General features: G+C 72.6%; 14 protein-coding genes. 9 read left to right on the top strand and 5 right to left on the bottom strand.

Annotated elements, in window-relative coordinates:
* Positions 1–69: 69 nt before the first annotated feature.
* The gene (locus ABZX11_RS05485; protein WP_354910156.1) at positions 70–945 is read right to left on the bottom strand and encodes a fused MFS/spermidine synthase; all 876 of its coding nucleotides are present in this window, start codon (positions 943–945) and stop codon (positions 70–72) included.
* A 53-nt stretch (positions 946–998) separates the two neighbouring features.
* On the opposite strand from ABZX11_RS05485, the gene ABZX11_RS05480 reads away from it, so the two are divergent.
* Together ABZX11_RS05480 and ABZX11_RS05475 are read left to right on the top strand one after the other, a co-directional pair.
* Positions 999–2,561, top strand: a complete 1,563-nt coding sequence (locus tag ABZX11_RS05480) for an ALF repeat-containing protein (protein WP_354910153.1) — start codon at positions 999–1,001, stop codon at positions 2,559–2,561.
* Between the two features lie 43 nt (positions 2,562–2,604).
* On the top strand, positions 2,605–4,767 hold the full coding sequence (locus ABZX11_RS05475; protein WP_354910151.1) for a DNA polymerase III subunit gamma and tau: 2,163 nt from the start codon (positions 2,605–2,607) through the stop codon (positions 4,765–4,767).
* Between the two features lie 318 nt (positions 4,768–5,085).
* On the opposite strand, the gene ABZX11_RS05470 is transcribed toward ABZX11_RS05475, so the two are convergent.
* Positions 5,086–5,937: an N-acetylmuramoyl-L-alanine amidase gene (locus ABZX11_RS05470; RefSeq protein ID WP_354910148.1), complete on the bottom strand. Its 852-nt coding sequence runs from the start codon at positions 5,935–5,937 to the stop codon at positions 5,086–5,088.
* A gap of 78 nt (positions 5,938–6,015) precedes the next feature.
* Here ABZX11_RS05470 and ABZX11_RS05465 point away from each other — a divergent pair, with 78 nt between their 5' ends.
* A complete protein-coding gene (locus ABZX11_RS05465) occupies positions 6,016–6,375 on the top strand; it encodes a YbaB/EbfC family nucleoid-associated protein (RefSeq protein ID WP_013230627.1) in 360 nt (119 codons plus the stop codon).
* A gap of 5 nt (positions 6,376–6,380) precedes the next feature.
* The gene (gene recR, locus ABZX11_RS05460) at positions 6,381–6,977 is read left to right on the top strand and encodes a recombination mediator RecR (protein WP_176174233.1); all 597 of its coding nucleotides are present in this window, start codon (positions 6,381–6,383) and stop codon (positions 6,975–6,977) included.
* Here the strand turns inward: recR and ABZX11_RS05455 are convergent.
* Positions 6,974–7,531, bottom strand: coding sequence for a glucosaminidase domain-containing protein (locus ABZX11_RS05455; protein WP_176174234.1), 558 nt, complete (start codon positions 7,529–7,531; stop codon positions 6,974–6,976). The two genes, recR and ABZX11_RS05455, sit on opposite strands and share 4 nt — an antisense overlap.
* A gap of 57 nt (positions 7,532–7,588) precedes the next feature.
* Positions 7,589–8,686 (bottom strand): UDP-N-acetylglucosamine 2-epimerase, encoded by a 1,098-nt coding sequence (locus ABZX11_RS05450; protein WP_354910145.1) that lies wholly within the window; start codon positions 8,684–8,686, stop codon positions 7,589–7,591.
* Positions 8,687–8,771: 85 nt separating this feature from the next.
* On the opposite strand from ABZX11_RS05450, the gene ABZX11_RS05445 reads away from it, so the two are divergent.
* Positions 8,772–9,791: a glycosyltransferase family A protein gene (locus ABZX11_RS05445; protein WP_354910142.1), complete on the top strand. Its 1,020-nt coding sequence runs from the start codon at positions 8,772–8,774 to the stop codon at positions 9,789–9,791.
* Positions 9,788–11,071, top strand: coding sequence for a hypothetical protein (locus tag ABZX11_RS05440; RefSeq protein WP_354910139.1), 1,284 nt, complete (start codon positions 9,788–9,790; stop codon positions 11,069–11,071). The genes ABZX11_RS05445 and ABZX11_RS05440 overlap by 4 nt, the downstream gene beginning before the upstream one ends.
* Before the next feature lie 565 nt (positions 11,072–11,636).
* Here ABZX11_RS05440 and ABZX11_RS05435 read toward each other — a convergent pair.
* Entirely contained in the window at positions 11,637–13,691 is a 2,055-nt protein-coding gene (locus ABZX11_RS05435; RefSeq protein ID WP_354910137.1) for a DUF6541 family protein, read from the bottom strand.
* Positions 13,692–13,862: 171 nt separating this feature from the next.
* Between ABZX11_RS05435 and ABZX11_RS05430 the strand changes: the two genes are divergently transcribed.
* The 3 genes from ABZX11_RS05430 to ABZX11_RS05420 are packed head-to-tail and all read left to right on the top strand — an operon-like array spanning position 13,863 to position 17,045.
* Positions 13,863–15,827 (top strand): DUF6541 family protein, encoded by a 1,965-nt coding sequence (locus ABZX11_RS05430; RefSeq protein ID WP_354910135.1) that lies wholly within the window; start codon positions 13,863–13,865, stop codon positions 15,825–15,827.
* A 56-nt stretch (positions 15,828–15,883) separates the two neighbouring features.
* Positions 15,884–16,597: a glycosyltransferase family 2 protein gene (locus tag ABZX11_RS05425; protein WP_303247032.1), complete on the top strand. Its 714-nt coding sequence runs from the start codon at positions 15,884–15,886 to the stop codon at positions 16,595–16,597.
* Positions 16,598–16,610: 13 nt separating this feature from the next.
* Positions 16,611–17,045 (top strand): DUF2304 domain-containing protein, encoded by a 435-nt coding sequence (locus tag ABZX11_RS05420; RefSeq protein ID WP_176174240.1) that lies wholly within the window; start codon positions 16,611–16,613, stop codon positions 17,043–17,045.
* Positions 17,046–17,073 lie beyond the last annotated feature (28 nt).

The raw sequence follows: 17,073 nt of genomic DNA, 5'->3' as shown, positions 1-17,073 counted from the left end.
GGTCTGGGAGGGCTGCCGCGGCTTCGGGCTTCCGGAGCAGGGCGGGAGCGGGACGGGGCAGGGCCGAAGTCAGAACAGGCCCAGCACGTCGTCCGGGGGTTTCGGGGGCGGTGGGGCGTCCGCGTCCGTGATCGGGGCCGCCTTCCCGGCCAGCTTCCGCAGCTCTGCGCCGTGCACGCAGCGGGCCGGGAACGCCGCCGAGGCCGTTCGCTGGGCGATCTCCGCCGCCGGGAGGTTGCTCGCCGAGGCCGCCAGCACCAGGTTGCCGAAGCGGCGGCCGCGCAGCACTCCCGGGTCCGCCAGGAGCAGGACGTCCGGGAACACCTCGAGCAGCGTGGCCAGGAAGCGGCGGGCGAACGGCAAGCCCGAGCCGTCCGTGATGTTCGCCAGGTAGACGCCCGGTCCGCGCAGGATGCCCGCGATCGCCCTCGTCGCCTCCAGGGTCGCCAGGCCGCCGGCCAGCGTCGCCCGCTGGAACGCGTCCACCACCACCAGGTCCGCCGAATCCTCGCGGCGCGTCGCCAAGCCTTCGCGGCCGTCCGTCACCCGGACGCGCACGCCCGGTACCCGCAGCCCCAGCTGCGCGCGGACCAGCTCGACCAGCTCGCCGTCGGCGTCGAACACCAGCTGCCGCGACCCCGGCCGGGACGCGGCGACGTACCGCGGCAGCGTGCAGGCCGCGCCGCCGACGTGCACCGCGTCCACGGGACCGGGCGGCAGCCGGTCGACTACGTCCGCGAACCGGCGGACGTAGTCGAACTCCAGGTGGGCGGGGTCGTCGAGGTCGACGTACGACTGGGCGACGCCGTCCACCGACACCAGCCAGGCGTTGCCGCGGTCGGCGTCGCGGATCAGCTCCGCCGTGCCGAACCGCACCGGGTAGCGCCCGGGCACCGGCTCGGGCTTTCGCGTGCGGCTCACGGGATCCGAGGTTATCGGAAACATTCCGACCACCCCGGCGATAAGCAACCGGACGATCATCGATCGAGGGGGTTCTCTTGCGGGCAAACGCAGTAATCGTTGCCGCCGCACTCGCGGCCGGGGCGTTCGCGACGCCGGCGGCCGCGGACGTGCTGCCCGATCGGGCGCAGGCCGTTTCCTTCCTGGAGACCGGCGGTTCCGGTGTGGCGCGGGCCGCCGAAGCGGCGTTGCTCGGCTCGCCCGCCGACCTGCAGGCCTTCCTGGCCACCGGCCGCCGGCAGGCGCAGAACGACGACGAGCGGGTCCTCGTCACCCAGGCCATGACCAACGGCGGCCCGGTCACCAAGCGCACCGCCCAGCAGGCGCTCAGCGGCACCCCGGACGACGTCCGCGAGTACCTGGCGCACGGCCTGCCGCAGGCCCGGATCGCGGACGACCGGATCGCCGTCGGCCGGGCCATGAGCACCGGCGGCCCGACCGTCAACGCCCGGGCCCAGAAGGCGCTCGACGGCACCCCCGCCGACGTGCGGGTCTTCCTCGACACCGGCCTGCAGCAGGCGAAGGACGTCGACGACCGGATCACGGTCAACCAGGCCATGGCCGACGGCGGCCCGGAGGTCAAGGCCGCCGCGCAGGCAGCGCTCGACGGCACGCCGGAGGACGTCCGGTACTTCCTGTCGCTGTGGTGGCAGGTCGCCACGAACTACGACGGCGAAGCCACCGCGGTCCGGCAGCGGCTCGACGAGGCCAAGGCGGCCAAGGTCGCCCACCGCACCCTCGAGGTGAAGGTCGCCGCGGGAACGGCCCGCCGGATCGCCGCCGACGCGCGCAAGGCGAACACCGACCGGCTCGCCGCCCAGCAGGCCGAGAACCAGCGGAACGGCCAGGCCGCCGCGAGCGCCGAGGCGGCCGCGCAGCAGCAGGCGCGGGAGGCCGCGGCGCGCGCCGCGCAGGCCAAGACCGACAACGACAAGCTGCTCGCCGACGCGGCCGACCCGGCGCTGACCGTGCCGAACGGCCGCAAGGCGGCCGTCTACCTGCTGCGCAACGGCGGCGCCGCCGTCAAGAACGCCGCCCGTGCGGCGCTGAGCGGCTCGGACGACGACGTCGTCACGTTCGTGCGCAGCGGCCTCGCCGTCGCGCAGGAGTCCGACGACCGCGCCGCCGTCTCGGCGATCGCGGCGGACCCGAACGCCCGCCCCGGCCTGCGCCAGGCGGCTCGTGACGCGCTCGCCGGCCCGTACGCCGGTGTCGCCGCGCTGCTGCGCACCGGTGACTACCCGGGCCGGGACACCGACGACCGCATCGAGGTCAACCAGCTCCTGGCGGCGGGTGGCCCGTCGACGAAGTCGGCGGCGCAGAAGGCGCTGGACGGCACCGTCGCGGACATCCGCGAGTTCCTGGCCCACGGCCGGTACGTCGCGCACCTGATCGACCTGGACGTCTACGCCACCCGGACCCTGGGCGAGGGGCCGGAGGTCGTCGCGGTCGCGCAGGGCGTGCTCGACGGGCCGGACTCGGGCCTGCAGCACTACCTGGACGTCGAGCTGCCCGAGGCGCGGGCGCGTGACGCGTTCACGGCGGCGCACGTCACCAAGGTGAACGCGATGGTCGCCGAAGCGACGGCGCTGGTCTCCTGACCGCACGGCGAAGGTTGTCGGTGGTGCCCGGTACCCTCGCGAGGTGGCTCTCGCGCTGTACCGCAAATACCGTCCGGCAACCTTCGCCGAGGTCGTCGGGCAGGAGCATGTGACCGAACCCCTCCGCACGGCGCTGTCCGCCGGGCGGATCAACCACGCCTACCTGTTCTCGGGTCCGCGCGGCTGCGGCAAGACGTCCAGCGCGCGCATCATGGCGCGCTCGCTGAACTGCGCCAAGGGCCCGACGCCGGACCCGTGCGGCGAGTGCAACTCGTGCAAGGCGCTCGCGCCGGAAGGCCCCGGCAGCGTCGACGTCACCGAGCTGGACGCGGCGAGCCACGGTGGTGTCGACGACGCCCGCGAGCTGCGGGACAAGGCGTTCTACGCGCCGGCCGAGTCACGCTACCGCGTGTTCATCATCGACGAGGCGCACATGGTCACCACGCAGGGCTTCAACGCCCTGCTGAAGATCGTGGAAGAGCCGCCGGAACACGTCATCTTCATCTTCGCCACGACCGAGCCGGACAAGGTGCTCACCACCATCCGCTCGCGCACGCACCACTACCCGTTCCGGCTGATCCCGCCCAGCTCGATGCGCAACCTGCTGGAGCGCAACATCGCGGCCGAAGGCGTCGAGGTCGAGCCGGCGGTGTACCCGCTGGTCATCCGCGCGGGCGGCGGCTCGGCGCGTGACACGCAGTCGGTGCTCGACCAGCTGCTCGCCGGCGCCGGGCCGGAAGGCGTTTCGTACTCGCGGGCGGTCGCCCTGCTGGGCGTCACCGACGTCGCGCTGATCGACGACATGGTGGACGCGCTCTCGACCGAGGACGCGGCCACGGTGTTCGGCACGGTCGAGAAGCTGACCGAAGCCGGCCACGACCCGCGCCGCTTCGCGACCGACCTGCTGGACCGGCTGCGCGACCTGGTGCTGCTGCGCGCGGTGCCGGAGTCCGCGGGCGGGCTGGTGTCCGCGCCGGAGGAAGAGCTGTCGCGGATGGTCGCGCAGGCCGAGCGGATCGGGCTGGCCACGCTGTCCCGCTACGCCGATATCGTCCACAATGGACTGCTGGAGATGCGGGGTGCGACGTCGCCCCGGCTCGTGCTCGAGCTGCTGTGCGCGCGGATGCTGCTGCCGTCGGTGACCGACGCGGAGAAGGCGCTGCTGGCCCGGATCGAGCGCCTGGAGCGCCGCGCGACCGTGGCCGGCGGCGGAGGCGCGCCCGCCGAGGGTGGCGTGGAGCCGCCGGTGCGAGCGGCGCCGGAGCGTGAGTTTTCGAGGCCGTCGCAGCGTCCGGCTTCGGCGGGGCCGGCACCGGTGCCGGAGCCGGTCAAGCCGCCGGCCCGCCCGGCGGCCGCCGATCCTGCTCCCGTGGCCCCGCGCACGCCGGCCGCGGCTCAGCCGGGTGATGGCGGCCTGGCTCCGGGGGGCGCGGCCGCTGCCTCCGCCGCGCCCGAAGCTCCGGCTCAGCCGGGCGCCGGCGCTGCTGCTTCCGCGGCCCCGGCCCAGGCAGGCGATGGGTGGGGCGCGGTGCGCACGCCCGGCGGCGGCACACCCGCGCCGGCGCAGCCCGCGGACGTCGGCACGGCCGCCGCGGCACCGGAACCGGCGGCCGCGGGCTCGGGTGGGCTGGACGCCGCCGGGCTCCGGAACATCTGGCCGCAGCTGATGACCGCGTTGCGCAAGTTCACCGGCGGCCGCAGCCTCGAGGCGATGCTGACGCAGGCGACGGTGGCGAGCGTCGAGGGCAACGCCGTGACGCTGACCCACAAGTCCGAGCCGCTGGCCCGCCGCCTCTCCGACCAGGACAACGCCCGCAAGATCGCCGGCGCCCTGACCGACGTCCTGGGCGGCGACTGGCAGGTCCGCTGCGTCCACGGCACCGCCCCGGCGGCCCCCGCGGCCCGCCCGCAGCAGGCGGCGCCGGCCCCGGAGCGCTCGTTCACCCGCCCGTCCGGGTCGGCGGCACCGCCTGCCGAGCCGGCCACCCGCCCGGCCACCCCGCCGGCCCCGGCCCGGCCCAAGGTCACGACGACCGAGCCGGACATCCCGCTGCCCCCGGAACCGAGCGACGAGGACGACGAGGACCTCTACAACGAGGACGCCAGCCCGGCACCCCCGCCGCCCCCGCCCCCGCCGGACAAGGACCCGGACGAGCTGGCCCGCAAGCTCCTCTCCGAGCACCTCGGCGCCCGCCCCCTCGACTGACCCCAGGCCCGCGTACCCCGAGGGTCGGCCTGCGTACCCAGACGGTCGGTTCGCGTATCCGGACAGTCGGCTCACGAGCCGACCTTCCAGGTACGCGGGCCGACCGTGCAGGTACGCGGGCCGACCGTGCAGGTACGCGGGCCGACCGTGCAGGTACGCGAGCTGACTCTCCAGGTACGCGTGTCGACTCTCCAGACACGCGAGGCGGCGCTCCAATCACGCGAGGCGGCGCTCGGCAGCAGGCCATTGGCGTGCGGGGAGGGTCGACACGCGTGATCAGAAGGCCGACACGCGTGATCGGGGGGTCGACACGGCCGGTCAGGCGGCGAGGTAGGCCTCGATCGCCGCCGCGATCGCCGTGGCGAACTGCTGGCGGCCCGCCGCGCTCGTCATCCGGGCCGCTTCGGCGGCGTTGCGCATGTTGCCGCACTCCACCAGGGCCGCCGGGCGGGCCGACAGGTTGAGGCCCGCCAGGTCCGTCCGGGCCGAGAGGCCGTTCGTGCCGATGTAGTTCGCCGGGCTGAAGCCGTCCGTGCGCATCGTGTCGCGCAGCGTCCGGGCCAGGCGCGTCGACGGCTCTCCCTGCGCCGCGTTCAACGGCGGTGACGAATACGCGACGTGGAACCCGTTCGCCCCGGCCGCTTCCGAGCCGTCGGCGTGGATGGAGACGACCGCGTCCGCGGCCGCCTCGTTGCCGATCGCCGCGCGGCGGTCGACGCACGGGCCGACGCCGGTGTCGTCCTGGCGCGTGTACACCACGCGGATCCCCTTGTCCGCCAACGCTTTCCCGACCCGCTGGGCGACGTCGAAGGTGAACGCGTGCTCCGGGTACCCCGCGTTGGTCGCGGTGCCGGTCGTGTTGCACGGCTTGGTCTGCCCGCGCCCGGCAGGCACCGGGCGGTTGATCTCCGCCGGGTGGCTGCCGTTCCCGCCGTTGTGCCCGGGATCCAGCACGACCACCTTCCCGTCCGCGACCGGCGTAGGCGTAGGAGTAGGGGACGACGACGAAGGCGGCGCAGCCGACGAAGACGGCGAAGAGGACGAAGACGCAGCCGTGGTGACCACGGGCGAAGGAGACGGGACAGCCGCCGGAGCGTCGTCGGAACAGCCGGTGAGCAGGAGGGCACCGGCCAGCAGCAGGGGAGCAGTCGCGCGTCGCACGGCGACCACGGTGCCACAGCCCGGCCCCTCGCGTGGCGCGACTACCCTGGTGGAGACACAGGCGTGCAGAGAGGACCGAGTGCGATCATGGCCCAACCCGGCGGCGGCTTCGACCTTTCCCAGCTGATGCAGCAGGCGCAGCAGATGCAGCAGAAGCTCGTCGAAGCCCAGGAAGAGCTGGCCAACACCGAGGTCACCGGCACGGCCGGCGGCGGACTGGTCACCGCGACCGTCTCCGGTGACAGCCAGCTGAAGAGCCTGCAGATCGACCCGAAGGTGGTCGACCCGGACGACGTCGAGACGCTGTCCGACCTGATCGTCGCGGCGGTCCGCGACGCGTCGGCGAGCGCGCAGAAGCTCACCGAGCAGAAGCTCGGCCCGCTGGCCGGCGGCCTCGGCGGTGGCGGCGGCATGCCGGACCTCGGCAGCCTCGGCTTCGGCGGCTGACGAACTTGTACGAAGGTGTCGTCCAAGACCTGATCGACGAGCTCGGGCGCCTGCCCGGGGTCGGGCCGAAGAGCGCCCAGCGGATCGCGTTCCACCTGCTGGCCACCGACCCGGCCGACATCGCGCGGCTGCAGGACGTGCTCGGCAAGGTCAAGGAGGGCGTGCAGTTCTGCGAGATCTGCGGCAACGTCTCCGAGCACCCGAAGTGCCGCATCTGCCGCGACGAGCGCCGCGACCTCACGGTCATCTGCGTGGTCGAGGAGCCGAAGGACGTCCTGGCGGTCGAGCGCACGCGCGAGTTCAAGGGCCGCTACCACGTCCTGGGCGGCGCGCTCGACCCGCTGTCGGGCATCGGCCCGGAGCAGCTGCGGATGCGCGAGCTGCTCAAGCGCATCGGCGAGGCGGACATCAAGGAGATCATCATCGCCACGGACCCCAACACGGAGGGCGAGGCGACGGCGACGTACCTGGTCCGCATGCTGCGCGACTTCCCGGGCCTGAGCGTGACGCGGCTGGCGTCGGGCCTGCCGATGGGCGGTGACCTGGAGTTCGCCGACGAGCTGACCCTGGGCCGCGCCCTGTCGGGCCGCCGGACGCTTTAGGGGACGTCGAAGCGGCGCAGGTCGTAGAGGTCCATCAGCCGGATCACCTTGTTCGCGTACTCCGGGTCGGTGGCGTACTTGCGCGCCACCGCCCGGATGAACGCGTCCGGGTCCGAGCGCACCGGCAGCGCCGCCGCGTAGTTCGGCGACGTCGTCAGCAGCCGGCCGTAGTCGCGGAACGAGTCGTCGATCGAGGCGTACGAGCGGAAATACGCGTCCACCGGGTGGCACGGCGCCGGAACGCACTCCGTCGTCGGGTACTGCGCGCACCGCACCGCGATGGGGCCCGGGCTCGTCGGCGTCACGCACTTGAAGCCGAAGTGGTTGAGCTCGGCCGTCGACAGCTTGCTGCGGCCCCAGTTCGACTCCAGGATCGCCTGCGCCACCGTCACCGACGCCGGGATGTCGTAGGCCGCGTGGATCGCGCGTGCGATCGGGCCCGCCGTGCCGACGTACGCCTCCTGGAAGCCCGCCGACAGCGCGGCGTCGCGGACAGCGCCCTGGTCGATGGGCGGGACCACCACCAGCGCGGCCGCCAGTCCGATGTGGATCATGGCGACACTTTGCCCGGGTGAGCGCCGGGAAAACCGGCGGTCACCCGGACGAAGGACCTAGCAGTAGCCGAGCTGCGCCAGCGTGTCGACGACGATCTCGGACGGGTGGTACTTGTCCATCCAGGACTCGCCGCGGCGGTTCTGGTACGTGTCGAGGAAGTTCTGCAGCTTGTCGCCGCGCATTTCGGTGAGCACGACCGTCTCGCCGAGGTGCTGGGGCGTCTCCGTGCGCTCGCGGTGCACCGCGCACGGCAGGCCGAGGTAGTAGCACTCCGCGGAAAGACCACCCGAGTCGGTGACGACGTACTCGGCGCGCGCCACCAGCGGCAGGAACTTCAGGTAGCGCATCTTCGGCTGGACGATGAACTGGTCGTCGAAGATGTTGCCGATGCCCAGCGCGCGGATCTTCTCGCGCTCCGGCGCTCCGGCCATGTACAGGATCGGCATCTTGCGGCTCTGCTCACGCAGGATCTCGAGGGCCTCGCGGTACTTGTCCGGCCGCGAAACCAGCTCGAAGCGGTGCAGGGTGGCCAGGCCGAACTTCTCCGGCAGGTTCGGCACGTCCAGCGGCCCGTTGATGGCCAGCCGCATCGCGTCGATCGCCGTGTTGGCCTCGGTGTCGACGACGACGCCGCGGGCGTTGCGCAGGTTGTTGACCTCGCGGATGCTCGGCGCGAAGTGGATGTCGACGATCTTCGCCGCGATCTTGCGGTTCAGCTCCTCCGGCAGCGGCGAGAGGATGCTGCCCGACCGGGCGCCCGCCTCGACGTGCCCGACGCGGGACTTGAGGATCCGCTTGCCGATCAGCGAGCCGTACGGCGTGGTGAACGTGTCGCCGTGCACCAGCACCAGCGGGGGACGGCCGTCCTCGGTCAGCGCGGCGCGCAGCTCGTGGCGGCGGCTCCACGCCGTCCGCAGCACCTGCGCGGCCCAGCCGGGCACCTGGGCGGGCGACTCGAGGTTGTGGGCCTTGTCCTCCGGCACCAGCCAGACGTCGGGCTCCGGCATGTTCAGGTCCGCCAGGACGTCCGCGACCTCGTCGACGTGCTGGGCGGTGAACCAGATCTTCGGCCGCATCCCGCGCTCGCGGATCCCGTGGTAGACGGGCGCGATCTTGATCAGTTCCGCGGTGGTGCCGAGAATGAAGGAAATCACCAGAGGAGCCCATTTCCGAATCGGGTGCGGTGGCGTAAGGATACTGGCCGACCCGGCGCGCGGGCCGCCGGGTAGCCTCGGCACGGTGAGTGCGAACCCGCTCCTCCCCTCGCTCAGCGTCGTGATCCCGGTCTACAACGAGCAGGACTGGATCGAACGCAGTGTCGGCGCGCTGCTCGCTTCGGCGTCGGCCGCGAGCTGGCCGATCGAGGTCGTCGTGGTCGACGACGGCAGCACCGACGCCACGCCGTCCCGGCTCGACGACCTGCGTGAACGCCACGGCATCACCGTGCTGAGCCAGGCCAACTCCGGCCGGTTCGAGGCGCGGCGGGCCGGCATCGCGAAGTCCTCCGGCGAGTGGGTCGCGCTGCTCGACAGCCGCGTCATCGTCGACGAGCACACCCTGACGTTCCTGCGCGACCAGCTCGTGGAGCACCCCGAGCGCGCGGTCTGGAACGGCCACATCAACGTCGCGTCCGAGCACAACCCGTACGCCGGCTTCATGGCCGGCCTGGTCAAGGTGCCCTGGCGCAAGTACTGCGCGAACCCGCGGCTGATGTCGTACGGCATCGAGGAGTTCGACGTCTACCCGAAGGGCACGACGTTCTTCTGCGCCCGCCGCGGCCTGCTCGAAGGCTCGGTGACGGCGTTCGCGTCGCTGTTCGACGACCTCCGCTTCGCCAGCGACGACACGCGCATGCTGCGCTGGATCGCCGAGCGCGAGCGGATCTGGCTGGCCCCGGAGCTGTCGGCGACCTACAACGGGCGCGACTCGTTCAAGAAGTTCACGCAGCAGGCGTACTTCCGCGGTACGACCTACGTGGACTCCTACATCGCCTCGCCCGGTCCGGCCCGCAACGCTCTGTTCGGCGCGCTCGCGGCCGGGGTCGTCGGCCTGGTGTTCGCGGCGAAGAAGCCGAAGACGACGCTGGCCGCCGGTGTCCTCGGCGCGGTGGCGGCGGGCGAGGTCGTCAAGAAGTGCGGCGCGACCGGCCCCGAGGCGCGCGCGGTGACGAAGCTGCTGCCGGTGTTCGCCGGCGGCTTCGGCGCCGGTGTCCTGCGTGGACTGGCGATGGCCGTGCGCGCGCAGCTCCGCCGCCGATGAGCACCGAGGTGGACACGCCGGCCGCCGCGCGCAGCGGACGCACGACCGCGGGCAGCCTCGGCGGCTCGCTGATCGTGTCCATCGGCCTCGGCTACCTGCTCACGGTCGCCTGCCAGCGGCTGCTGCCGCCGCAGGAGTACGCGGTTTTCGTCACGTTCTGGGGCCTGGTGATGGGCCTCGGCAGCACGCTGTCCCCGCTGGAGCAGGAGCTCTCGCGCCAGTCGGCGGTCGCCGCGCTGGCCGGCGGCAAGGCGGGGCGCCCGGCGCTGCGGGCGGTCGCGGTCGGCGTGCTCGTCGCGGCCGCGTTCTCGCTCGCGCTGCTGATCCCGCCGGTCAACGAAAAGCTCTTCCGCGGCGACTGGTCGCTGGCGCTGATCGTGCTGGCCGGCGGCGTCGCGTTCGCCTGCCAGTTCGGCACGCGCGGGCTGCTCATCGGGCAGCACCGGGTGAAGGCGTTTTCCCTGCTCGTGGTGGCCGAACCGGCGGTGCGGGCGCTGCTACTGGGTGTCCTGTTCGTCTCGGTGGCCTACAACGTCGTCTCGCTGGCGATCGCGGTGGCGGCGGGCTCGTTCGCCTGGCTGCTGTTCGCCCGCCCGGCCCGGCAGCTGCTCGACTTCCACGTCGAGGGCGACGGCTGGGGCGTGACAACCCGCAGGATGAGCATGCTCCTGGTCGGAGCGGCCCTGACGGCGGCGGTCATCACGGGCTACCCGGCCCTGGTCGGCCTCCTGGCCCCGGGCGGCGACGGCGACCGGGTGGGTTCGCTGTTCGCGGCCCTGGTCATCGCCCGCCTGCCGCTGACGCTGATCGGCCCGGTCCAGTCACTGGCGGTCCCGTTCGTGGTCCGCTTGTCGGTGACACCGGAGGGCCGCCACCGGTTGCGCCGGGTGCTGGCCCTCGGAGCGGCGGCCTCGCTGGTCCTCGCGGCGCTGGGTGCGCTGGTGGGGCTGTGGCTGGGCCCGTGGGCGGTCCGGTTCGTGAGCGGCCCGAAGTACGACATCGACGGCTGGTCGGTGGCGGGGCTGGTGTGGTCATCGGTGCTGCTGGTGCCGATGCAGCTGCTGACAGCGGTGCTGATCGCGCGGACGCAGGCGAAGCTGGTGCTGGCGACGTGGGCGGTGGTGACCGGAACGGCGTCGCTGGTGCTGCTGTTCCTGCCGGGCGACACGGTGTTCCGCGCGGTGGTGGCCTTGGCGGTGGCCCCGACGCTGGGGCTGGCGGTGGTACTGGCCTTCGTGCTGCGGCGGGCGCCGGAGCCGGTCGAGGCCGACGCCGGCTGAGGTTTCTTCGGCCTGATCAGCTCGGACCACGGTTTACCCACCCGAGGTCGCGTTGCTCGGTGCCCACCACCCCGAAGCCGCGATTGTGACTACGGCCGGTGGTACCGCGTCAAGGCGGGAAAGCGTGCCTTGACCCGGCACCACCGGCCGTGTTCGGGCTTCGGATCGGGGTGGCGGGGGAGGTCTGGGTGGGGTGCCGGTTTGGGCGCCCGCGTGCCGTTCGGGCCGGTGTGGCAGCTGCGTAAGTCGCTCCGGCTCTCCCGCAGGATCCGCCGCAGGACGCCGCCGCAGGGCCCGCCCTCCCTGGGGGACCATCCCCGCTTCAGCCTATCGGCCGCACCCGACTGAAACCTCCGGCGAGAAGCTGCCTGAGCCGCCTTGTCCACACCCCGGCCTTGTTGTGGAAAGGCGCCTTGCGCACGGCGGCCGCCTGGGGCCAGCTGCGGCCGGAGCTCAGCCGCGCGGCGGCCGCGACACGGGTGTGAAAGCCGGCCGGAAGCTGCCTGACCTGCGGCGGCGGAGCTTCAGCTGGGCTCCGCGAACCCCGCCGCCGGCCCCGGGAGCTTCAGCCCCGCGGCGGGGTCTGCGGCAGGTCAAGCCGGTAAACACTCACCGTTCCGGAGCTGAACTCCTTCGTCAGCCCCGGCAGCCCCGCCAGCCGGCTCAGCCCCGGCGCCAGGCTGTACGTCAGCTTGCCCGTCCAGTGGTGGCCGTCCGTACCCACCGTCGGCGCCGACGTGTCCACGTACACCCAGCGCACGTTCTTCGCCCGCAGGATGCTCTGGACCTCCGCGTCCTGCGGGTAGTAGTTGAACATCGCCAGCAGCGTGATGTTGTCCTGGATCGGGCTGTGCCCGTCCGGGACGATGTTGAGGATCGGCAGGTCGTAGTCCACGTACAGCAACGTCGAGCCGTCGTTCGCGTTGTTGAGGATCGTCTCGCCCGGGGCCGCGTGCTCGTGCAGCCACTTCGCCGCCGCGTCGTCCGAGGCGTCGTAGCGGACGAACTGCGGGGCCGCGTAGCGCTGGCTCAGTGACAGCGCCCCCGTGTTCATGTAGCCGCGGAACGCCGTCACCGTCAGGCCACCCAGCAGCACCACGATCAGCCCGTACGCCACCGCCGGGCGGAACCGCGCCGGAATCGGATTGCGCACCGAGACCACGAACAGGCCGATCGCCACGAACAGCACGCCGGCCAAAACCGGGATCAGCAGGTAGACGTGGGTGTCGAGGCGGTTGGCGACGCGGTAGTAGTAGCGGCCGATCATCGCGCCGAAGCCCGAGTTGGGCGAGTAGTGGAAGCTCACCATGACCGCCGCCCAGAACAGCCAGGCCGTCAGCAGCGTCCACGCCCGGCGTGAAAGCACCACCGCCACCACGCCGGCCAGGCCCAGCAGGCCGAGGACCAGCTGGCCCATCGTGCCGCTCGGGTCGAAGTAACCGCCGTACGGCAGCCGGGCGACCAGCTCGAACGACGCGCCCAGCTGGGTGCCGCGGATGTTGGCAGGCGCGTCGACCACCGAGCCGTTGCCGAGCCGCAGCAGGGCCAGCACGTCGGGGACGATCAGGACGACCGCGACGACGCCCGCCAGCACCAGCGGCAGCAGCGCGCGGACGAACGCGAGCCGGCCCGCCTTGGTGAACAGCAGGCCGATCATCGCCGCGACCGTCGTCAGCGCGACCGAGGTCAGCGCGCTCGGGTGCAGGTTGAACGCACCGGCGGCGGCGACGCCGACCAGCACCGCGCGGCCCCAGTTTCGCCTGCCGATCACCAGCATCACCGCGACCAGGCCGGGCATCATCGTCATCGCGGCCGCGTTCGGCAGGACGCCGCCGTCGTGGGCGAAGGAGATGCCGGGGCGGTACAGCTGCACGGAGACCAGCGCGGCGACGCCGGCGGCGAGCTCGACCCAGCCGCGGCCCAGCCTGCCGTGCCGCAGCACCGCCGCGGTGAGCGCGGCCACCGACAGCGGGAGCACGACCACTGTGAACGCGACCGTCACCAGGTTCAGGGACAGCATCGTGTCCCCGAAGATGTCGGTGACCAGCGCGGCGAGGTCGGTGAAGCCCGGCGGGTAGAACTGCACGTTCGTGTCGTGGACGACGTCGATCGGCAGGATCTGCCACGGCGCGGCCTTGCCGGTGAAGTGCGTGAAGGCGGTCAGCACGGCGTGCGTGACGGTGTCGTGCTCCTGGGTCGGCGTCTGCCACGACCCGAGGCCCTTGTGCCACATGCGGACGCCGAGGCCGACCCCGCCGACGGCGATGAGCGCACCCAGCACCTGGGCGACCGTCCCGGCGCGGCCGGTCAGCGTGCGCAGCCGCGGGTCATCGGCGGGCTCGACCGGCTCGGTGGCCGCGCGACGGCGGCGGACCAGCCACCGCACCCCGCCGAGCACGACCAGGACGACGACCAGTGCGACCGTCGCGGTCAGCAGCCCGAAGCGGAGGCCGGTGACCCCGGTGAACAGGGACACCAGCAGCACGAAACCGGTCGTCAAGGGCGCCGACAGGCCCGCGAGCCACAGCCGTTCCCGTACGCCGGTGACCAGGAGGATCGAAAATCCCGGGAGCAACACCACCAGGATTCCCGCAGCCAGCCGGACAGCTTCGGACAGCATGCTTTCTCCGATCAACAAAGCCGCCAACGCCCGGAGTCTATGGGTGGCCGCGGTCCGCCCAGGATGCGGGTGACCAGCGAGCTGACGTGCACGGTAGCGTGGCCGCCGCCGTCGGAGAACGGCGTTCACCGCGATTGCGGGACCAGTCACGGCGGAAAATGGGGTGTGCGAATGGGTTTTCTGCTCGTTCTGGCCGCATTCTGGCTTCCGGGGGCTGTTTTCGGCGCCGCGATCGGCCTGCGCGGCTGGACGCTCGCCGCGGCGGGGCCGGTCCTCACCTTCGGCGTCGTGGCCCTCGCCATCCCGCTGCTGGGTGCCACGGGCATCCGGTGGACCGCGCTGTCGGTGACACTGTGGACGCTCCTGGTGTCCGCCGTCGGCTTCGCGGTCACCTGGGCGGTGGCCCGGTTCACCCGGCGCCGCCACGCGGACGCCGAGCCGGCCGAGCGCCCGCGGTGGTCCTGGCGGGCGCACGCCTTCGCGGCTCTCGGTGTCGCCGCCGGGATGGCGGTCGGCGCGCTCACGGTGCTGCGCGGCATCCCCACGCCGGGCACGGTCAACCAGGACTGGGACGCCGCGTTCCACGCGAACCTCGTCCGCTGGATCGCCGAGCGCGGTGACGCGCGCCCGTCGACCGTCGGCACCATCGCGAACCTGCCGGACGAGACGCACTACTTCTACCCGGACACCTACCACGCGCTGCTCGCCCTGCTCTTCGGCAAGGGCGGGCTGACCGTGATGCCGCTGCTGAACTTCGCGTCCATCGCCGTCACCTTCGCGGTGCCGCTGGGCGTGGCCGCGCTGTGCCGGGCGTGGCGGCTGCCCGCGGTCACCGCCGGCGCGGCCGCGGCGGCGTCGGCCTGCTTCACGTCGTTCCCCTACGACCTGTTCTGGCACGGCCCGGTCTGGCCGTACGCGGCCGGCGTCGCCCTGGTCCCGGCCATGCTCGCGGTGGTCCGCCTGCTGCTCGAGCCGGGCGGGGCCACCGGCCCGCTCGCCGTCGGGGTCGGCGTCGCCGGCCTGGCGGCACTGCACACGAGCGTCGTGTTCGTCCTCGCCGTCTACTGCGTCCTGATCCTGGCCGCGGTGCTCTTCAAGTTCGAGGCCCTGGACTGGCGGCGGGCCTGGCCGTCCCTGGTGGCGGCCGCGCTGCTCGCCATCGGGCTCGGCCTGCCGCAGGTGCTGCCCTCGCTCTACAACGCCGGCGGTGTCACGGCCGCGGTCTGGCCGAACGCGGCGACCGTGACCGGCGCGGTCGGGCAGGCGGTCACGTTCTCGCCGATGGCGAACTTCCCGCAGTGGTGGGTCGGCGTGCCCGCCATCGCCGGCGTCTTCCTGCTGGCCCGGCGACGGCGGCTGGTCTGGCTGGTCGGCGCGTATGTCGTGCTCGGCGGCCTGTACGCGGCGACGGTGTCCATGGAGAACGGCCTGGTCCACCTGCTGAGCGGGCCGTTCTACAACGACAACTACCGGCTCGCCGCGCTGCTGCCGATGATCGGCGCGATCGGCTTCGGCGAGTTCGTCCACACCGCCACGGCGTGGTTCGCGGCAAAGGTCCGGCCCCGGCTGCCGAAGCTGCACCCGGCCGCACCCGTGCTGGCCGGCGTGGTGCTGCTCGCGGCGGTGATCGGCGGGTTCAGCCGCGGGTACGTGCACCTCAACTCCGTCCACGTGAACATCGCCTACCGCGGCTTCCCCGCGGTGAGCGCGGACGAGGAGACGGCGTTCGCCTGGCTGGCGCAGCACACGGTGCCCGGCGAGCGCGTCCTGAACGACCGCCTCGACGGGTCGGTCTGGATGTACGCGCTGCAGGGCGTGCACCCGACCCAGTGGAACTACTACGGCGCCCCGCGCACCAGCGACGTCGGGTACGTCAGCGCGTTCGCCAACCGGCTGGAGGACGACCCGAAAGCCCGGCAGATCCTGCGTGCGCTGAAGGTCCGCTACGCCTTCGTCGGCCAGGGCAACGCCGTCCCCGACCAGCCCAACGACGCCGGCCTGCAGCACTTGGACACCACGCCCGGGTTCAAGCTGGTCTACCGCAACGCCGGTGCCTCCGTTTACGAGATCGCCGGGCAGCAGGACGTCGTCGCGGCCGGTGCGGCACCAGGGTCCGCGCCCGGTGACGGGCAGTGAAAGGCTAAAGTGATCGCGTGTCAACGACCCCGGCGACCACGGTGACCAGCCGCCGTGTGCTCATCGTGATGCCCGCCCTCAACGAGTCGGCGAGCGTCGCGTCGGTCATCGAACAGGTGAAGCGCGCTCTCCCGGGCGGTGATCTGCTGGTCGTCGACGACGGCTCGGTGGACGACACCGCCAAGCTGGCCCGGGCGGCGGGCGCCGAGGTGGCCCGGCTCGCGGTGAACCTCGGGGTCGGCGGCGCGATGCGCACCGGCTTCCGCTACGCCGCCGCCCGCGGTTACGACGTCGTCGTGCAGGTGGACGCGGACGGCCAGCACGACCCGGACGAGCTCGACGCGCTGCTGCGCGGCCTCGACGACGCCGACATCGTGATCGGCTCGCGGTTCGCCGGCAAGGGCGCCTACAAGGCCAGCGGGCCGCGCAAGTACGCCATGGTCGCGCTGTCGATCGTCTTCTCCCGGCTGGCGAAGACCCGGCTCACCGACGTCACGTCGGGCTTCAAGGCGATGGGGCCGCGCGCGATCCGGCTGTTCGCCGGCTACTACCCGGCCGAGTACCTCGGCGACACGGTCGAATCGCTGGTCATGGCCATCCGGGCCGAGCTGACCATCAAGGAGATCCCGGTCATCATGCGCGAGCGCGCGGGCGGCACGCCCAGCCACTCGCCCGTCAAGTCGGCCGTCTACCTGGGCCGCGCCGGGCTCGCGCTGCTGCTCGCGCTGGTCCGCCGCCGCCCCGCGGTCGACTCCTCGGACTCGGCGTAAGGAGCTTGGGAAGATGCAGGGTTGGCGCATCCTCAGCATCGTCATCGCGTGCTTGGTGCTGTTCGTCGTCATCGAGATGATGCGGCGGCGCAAGCTGCGGGAGAAGTACGCGGGCGTGTGGCTGATCGTCGCCATCGGCGTCGTGGTGCTCGCCGCGATCCCGGCGGCCGCGCAGTTCCTGGCCAGCCTGACCGGCGTGGAAACGCCGTCGAACTTCGTCTTCCTCCTCGCCGGCGTCGTGCTGGCGCTCGTGTCGCTGCACCTGTCCACCGAGACCGGGCACCTCGAGGAAGAGGTGCGCACGTCGGTCGAGGAGATCGCGCTGCTGCGCTGCGAGCTGGAAGACACCCGGCGGGAGCTGGCGAGCCGGATCGCCGAGCTGGAGGCGAAGACGGCGGCTCCCGACGACGTCAAAGGGCTCCCGGAGGTCGAGCGCGTCAGCAAGTGACGCGCTGATCGAGGCCCTGCTCGCCGCC

This window comes from Amycolatopsis sp. NPDC004169, from assembly GCF_040610315.1.
GTDB lineage: Bacteria > Actinomycetota > Actinomycetes > Mycobacteriales > Pseudonocardiaceae > Amycolatopsis.
Note: the sequence above shows the minus strand (reverse complement) of the source record. Positions and strands in the feature narration are given on the sequence as shown.

What these genes read in the sequence shown, in the direction of transcription:
- ABZX11_RS05465 (WP_013230627.1), top strand. Translation starts at nt 6,016, where the DNA reads ATGGCCCAACCCGGCGGCGGCTTCGACCTTTCCCAGCTGATGCAGCAG.
- ABZX11_RS05435 (WP_354910137.1), bottom strand. Translation starts at nt 13,691, where the DNA reads ATGCTGTCCGAAGCTGTCCGGCTGGCTGCGGGAATCCTGGTGGTGTTG.
- ABZX11_RS05430 (WP_354910135.1), top strand. Translation starts at nt 13,863, where the DNA reads ATGGGTTTTCTGCTCGTTCTGGCCGCATTCTGGCTTCCGGGGGCTGTT.
- ABZX11_RS05455 (WP_176174234.1), bottom strand. Translation starts at nt 7,531, where the DNA reads ATGATCCACATCGGACTGGCGGCCGCGCTGGTGGTGGTCCCGCCCATC.
- ABZX11_RS05440 (WP_354910139.1), top strand. Translation starts at nt 9,788, where the DNA reads ATGAGCACCGAGGTGGACACGCCGGCCGCCGCGCGCAGCGGACGCACG.
- ABZX11_RS05485 (WP_354910156.1), bottom strand. Translation starts at nt 945, where the DNA reads ATGTTTCCGATAACCTCGGATCCCGTGAGCCGCACGCGAAAGCCCGAG.
- ABZX11_RS05420 (WP_176174240.1), top strand. Translation starts at nt 16,611, where the DNA reads ATGCAGGGTTGGCGCATCCTCAGCATCGTCATCGCGTGCTTGGTGCTG.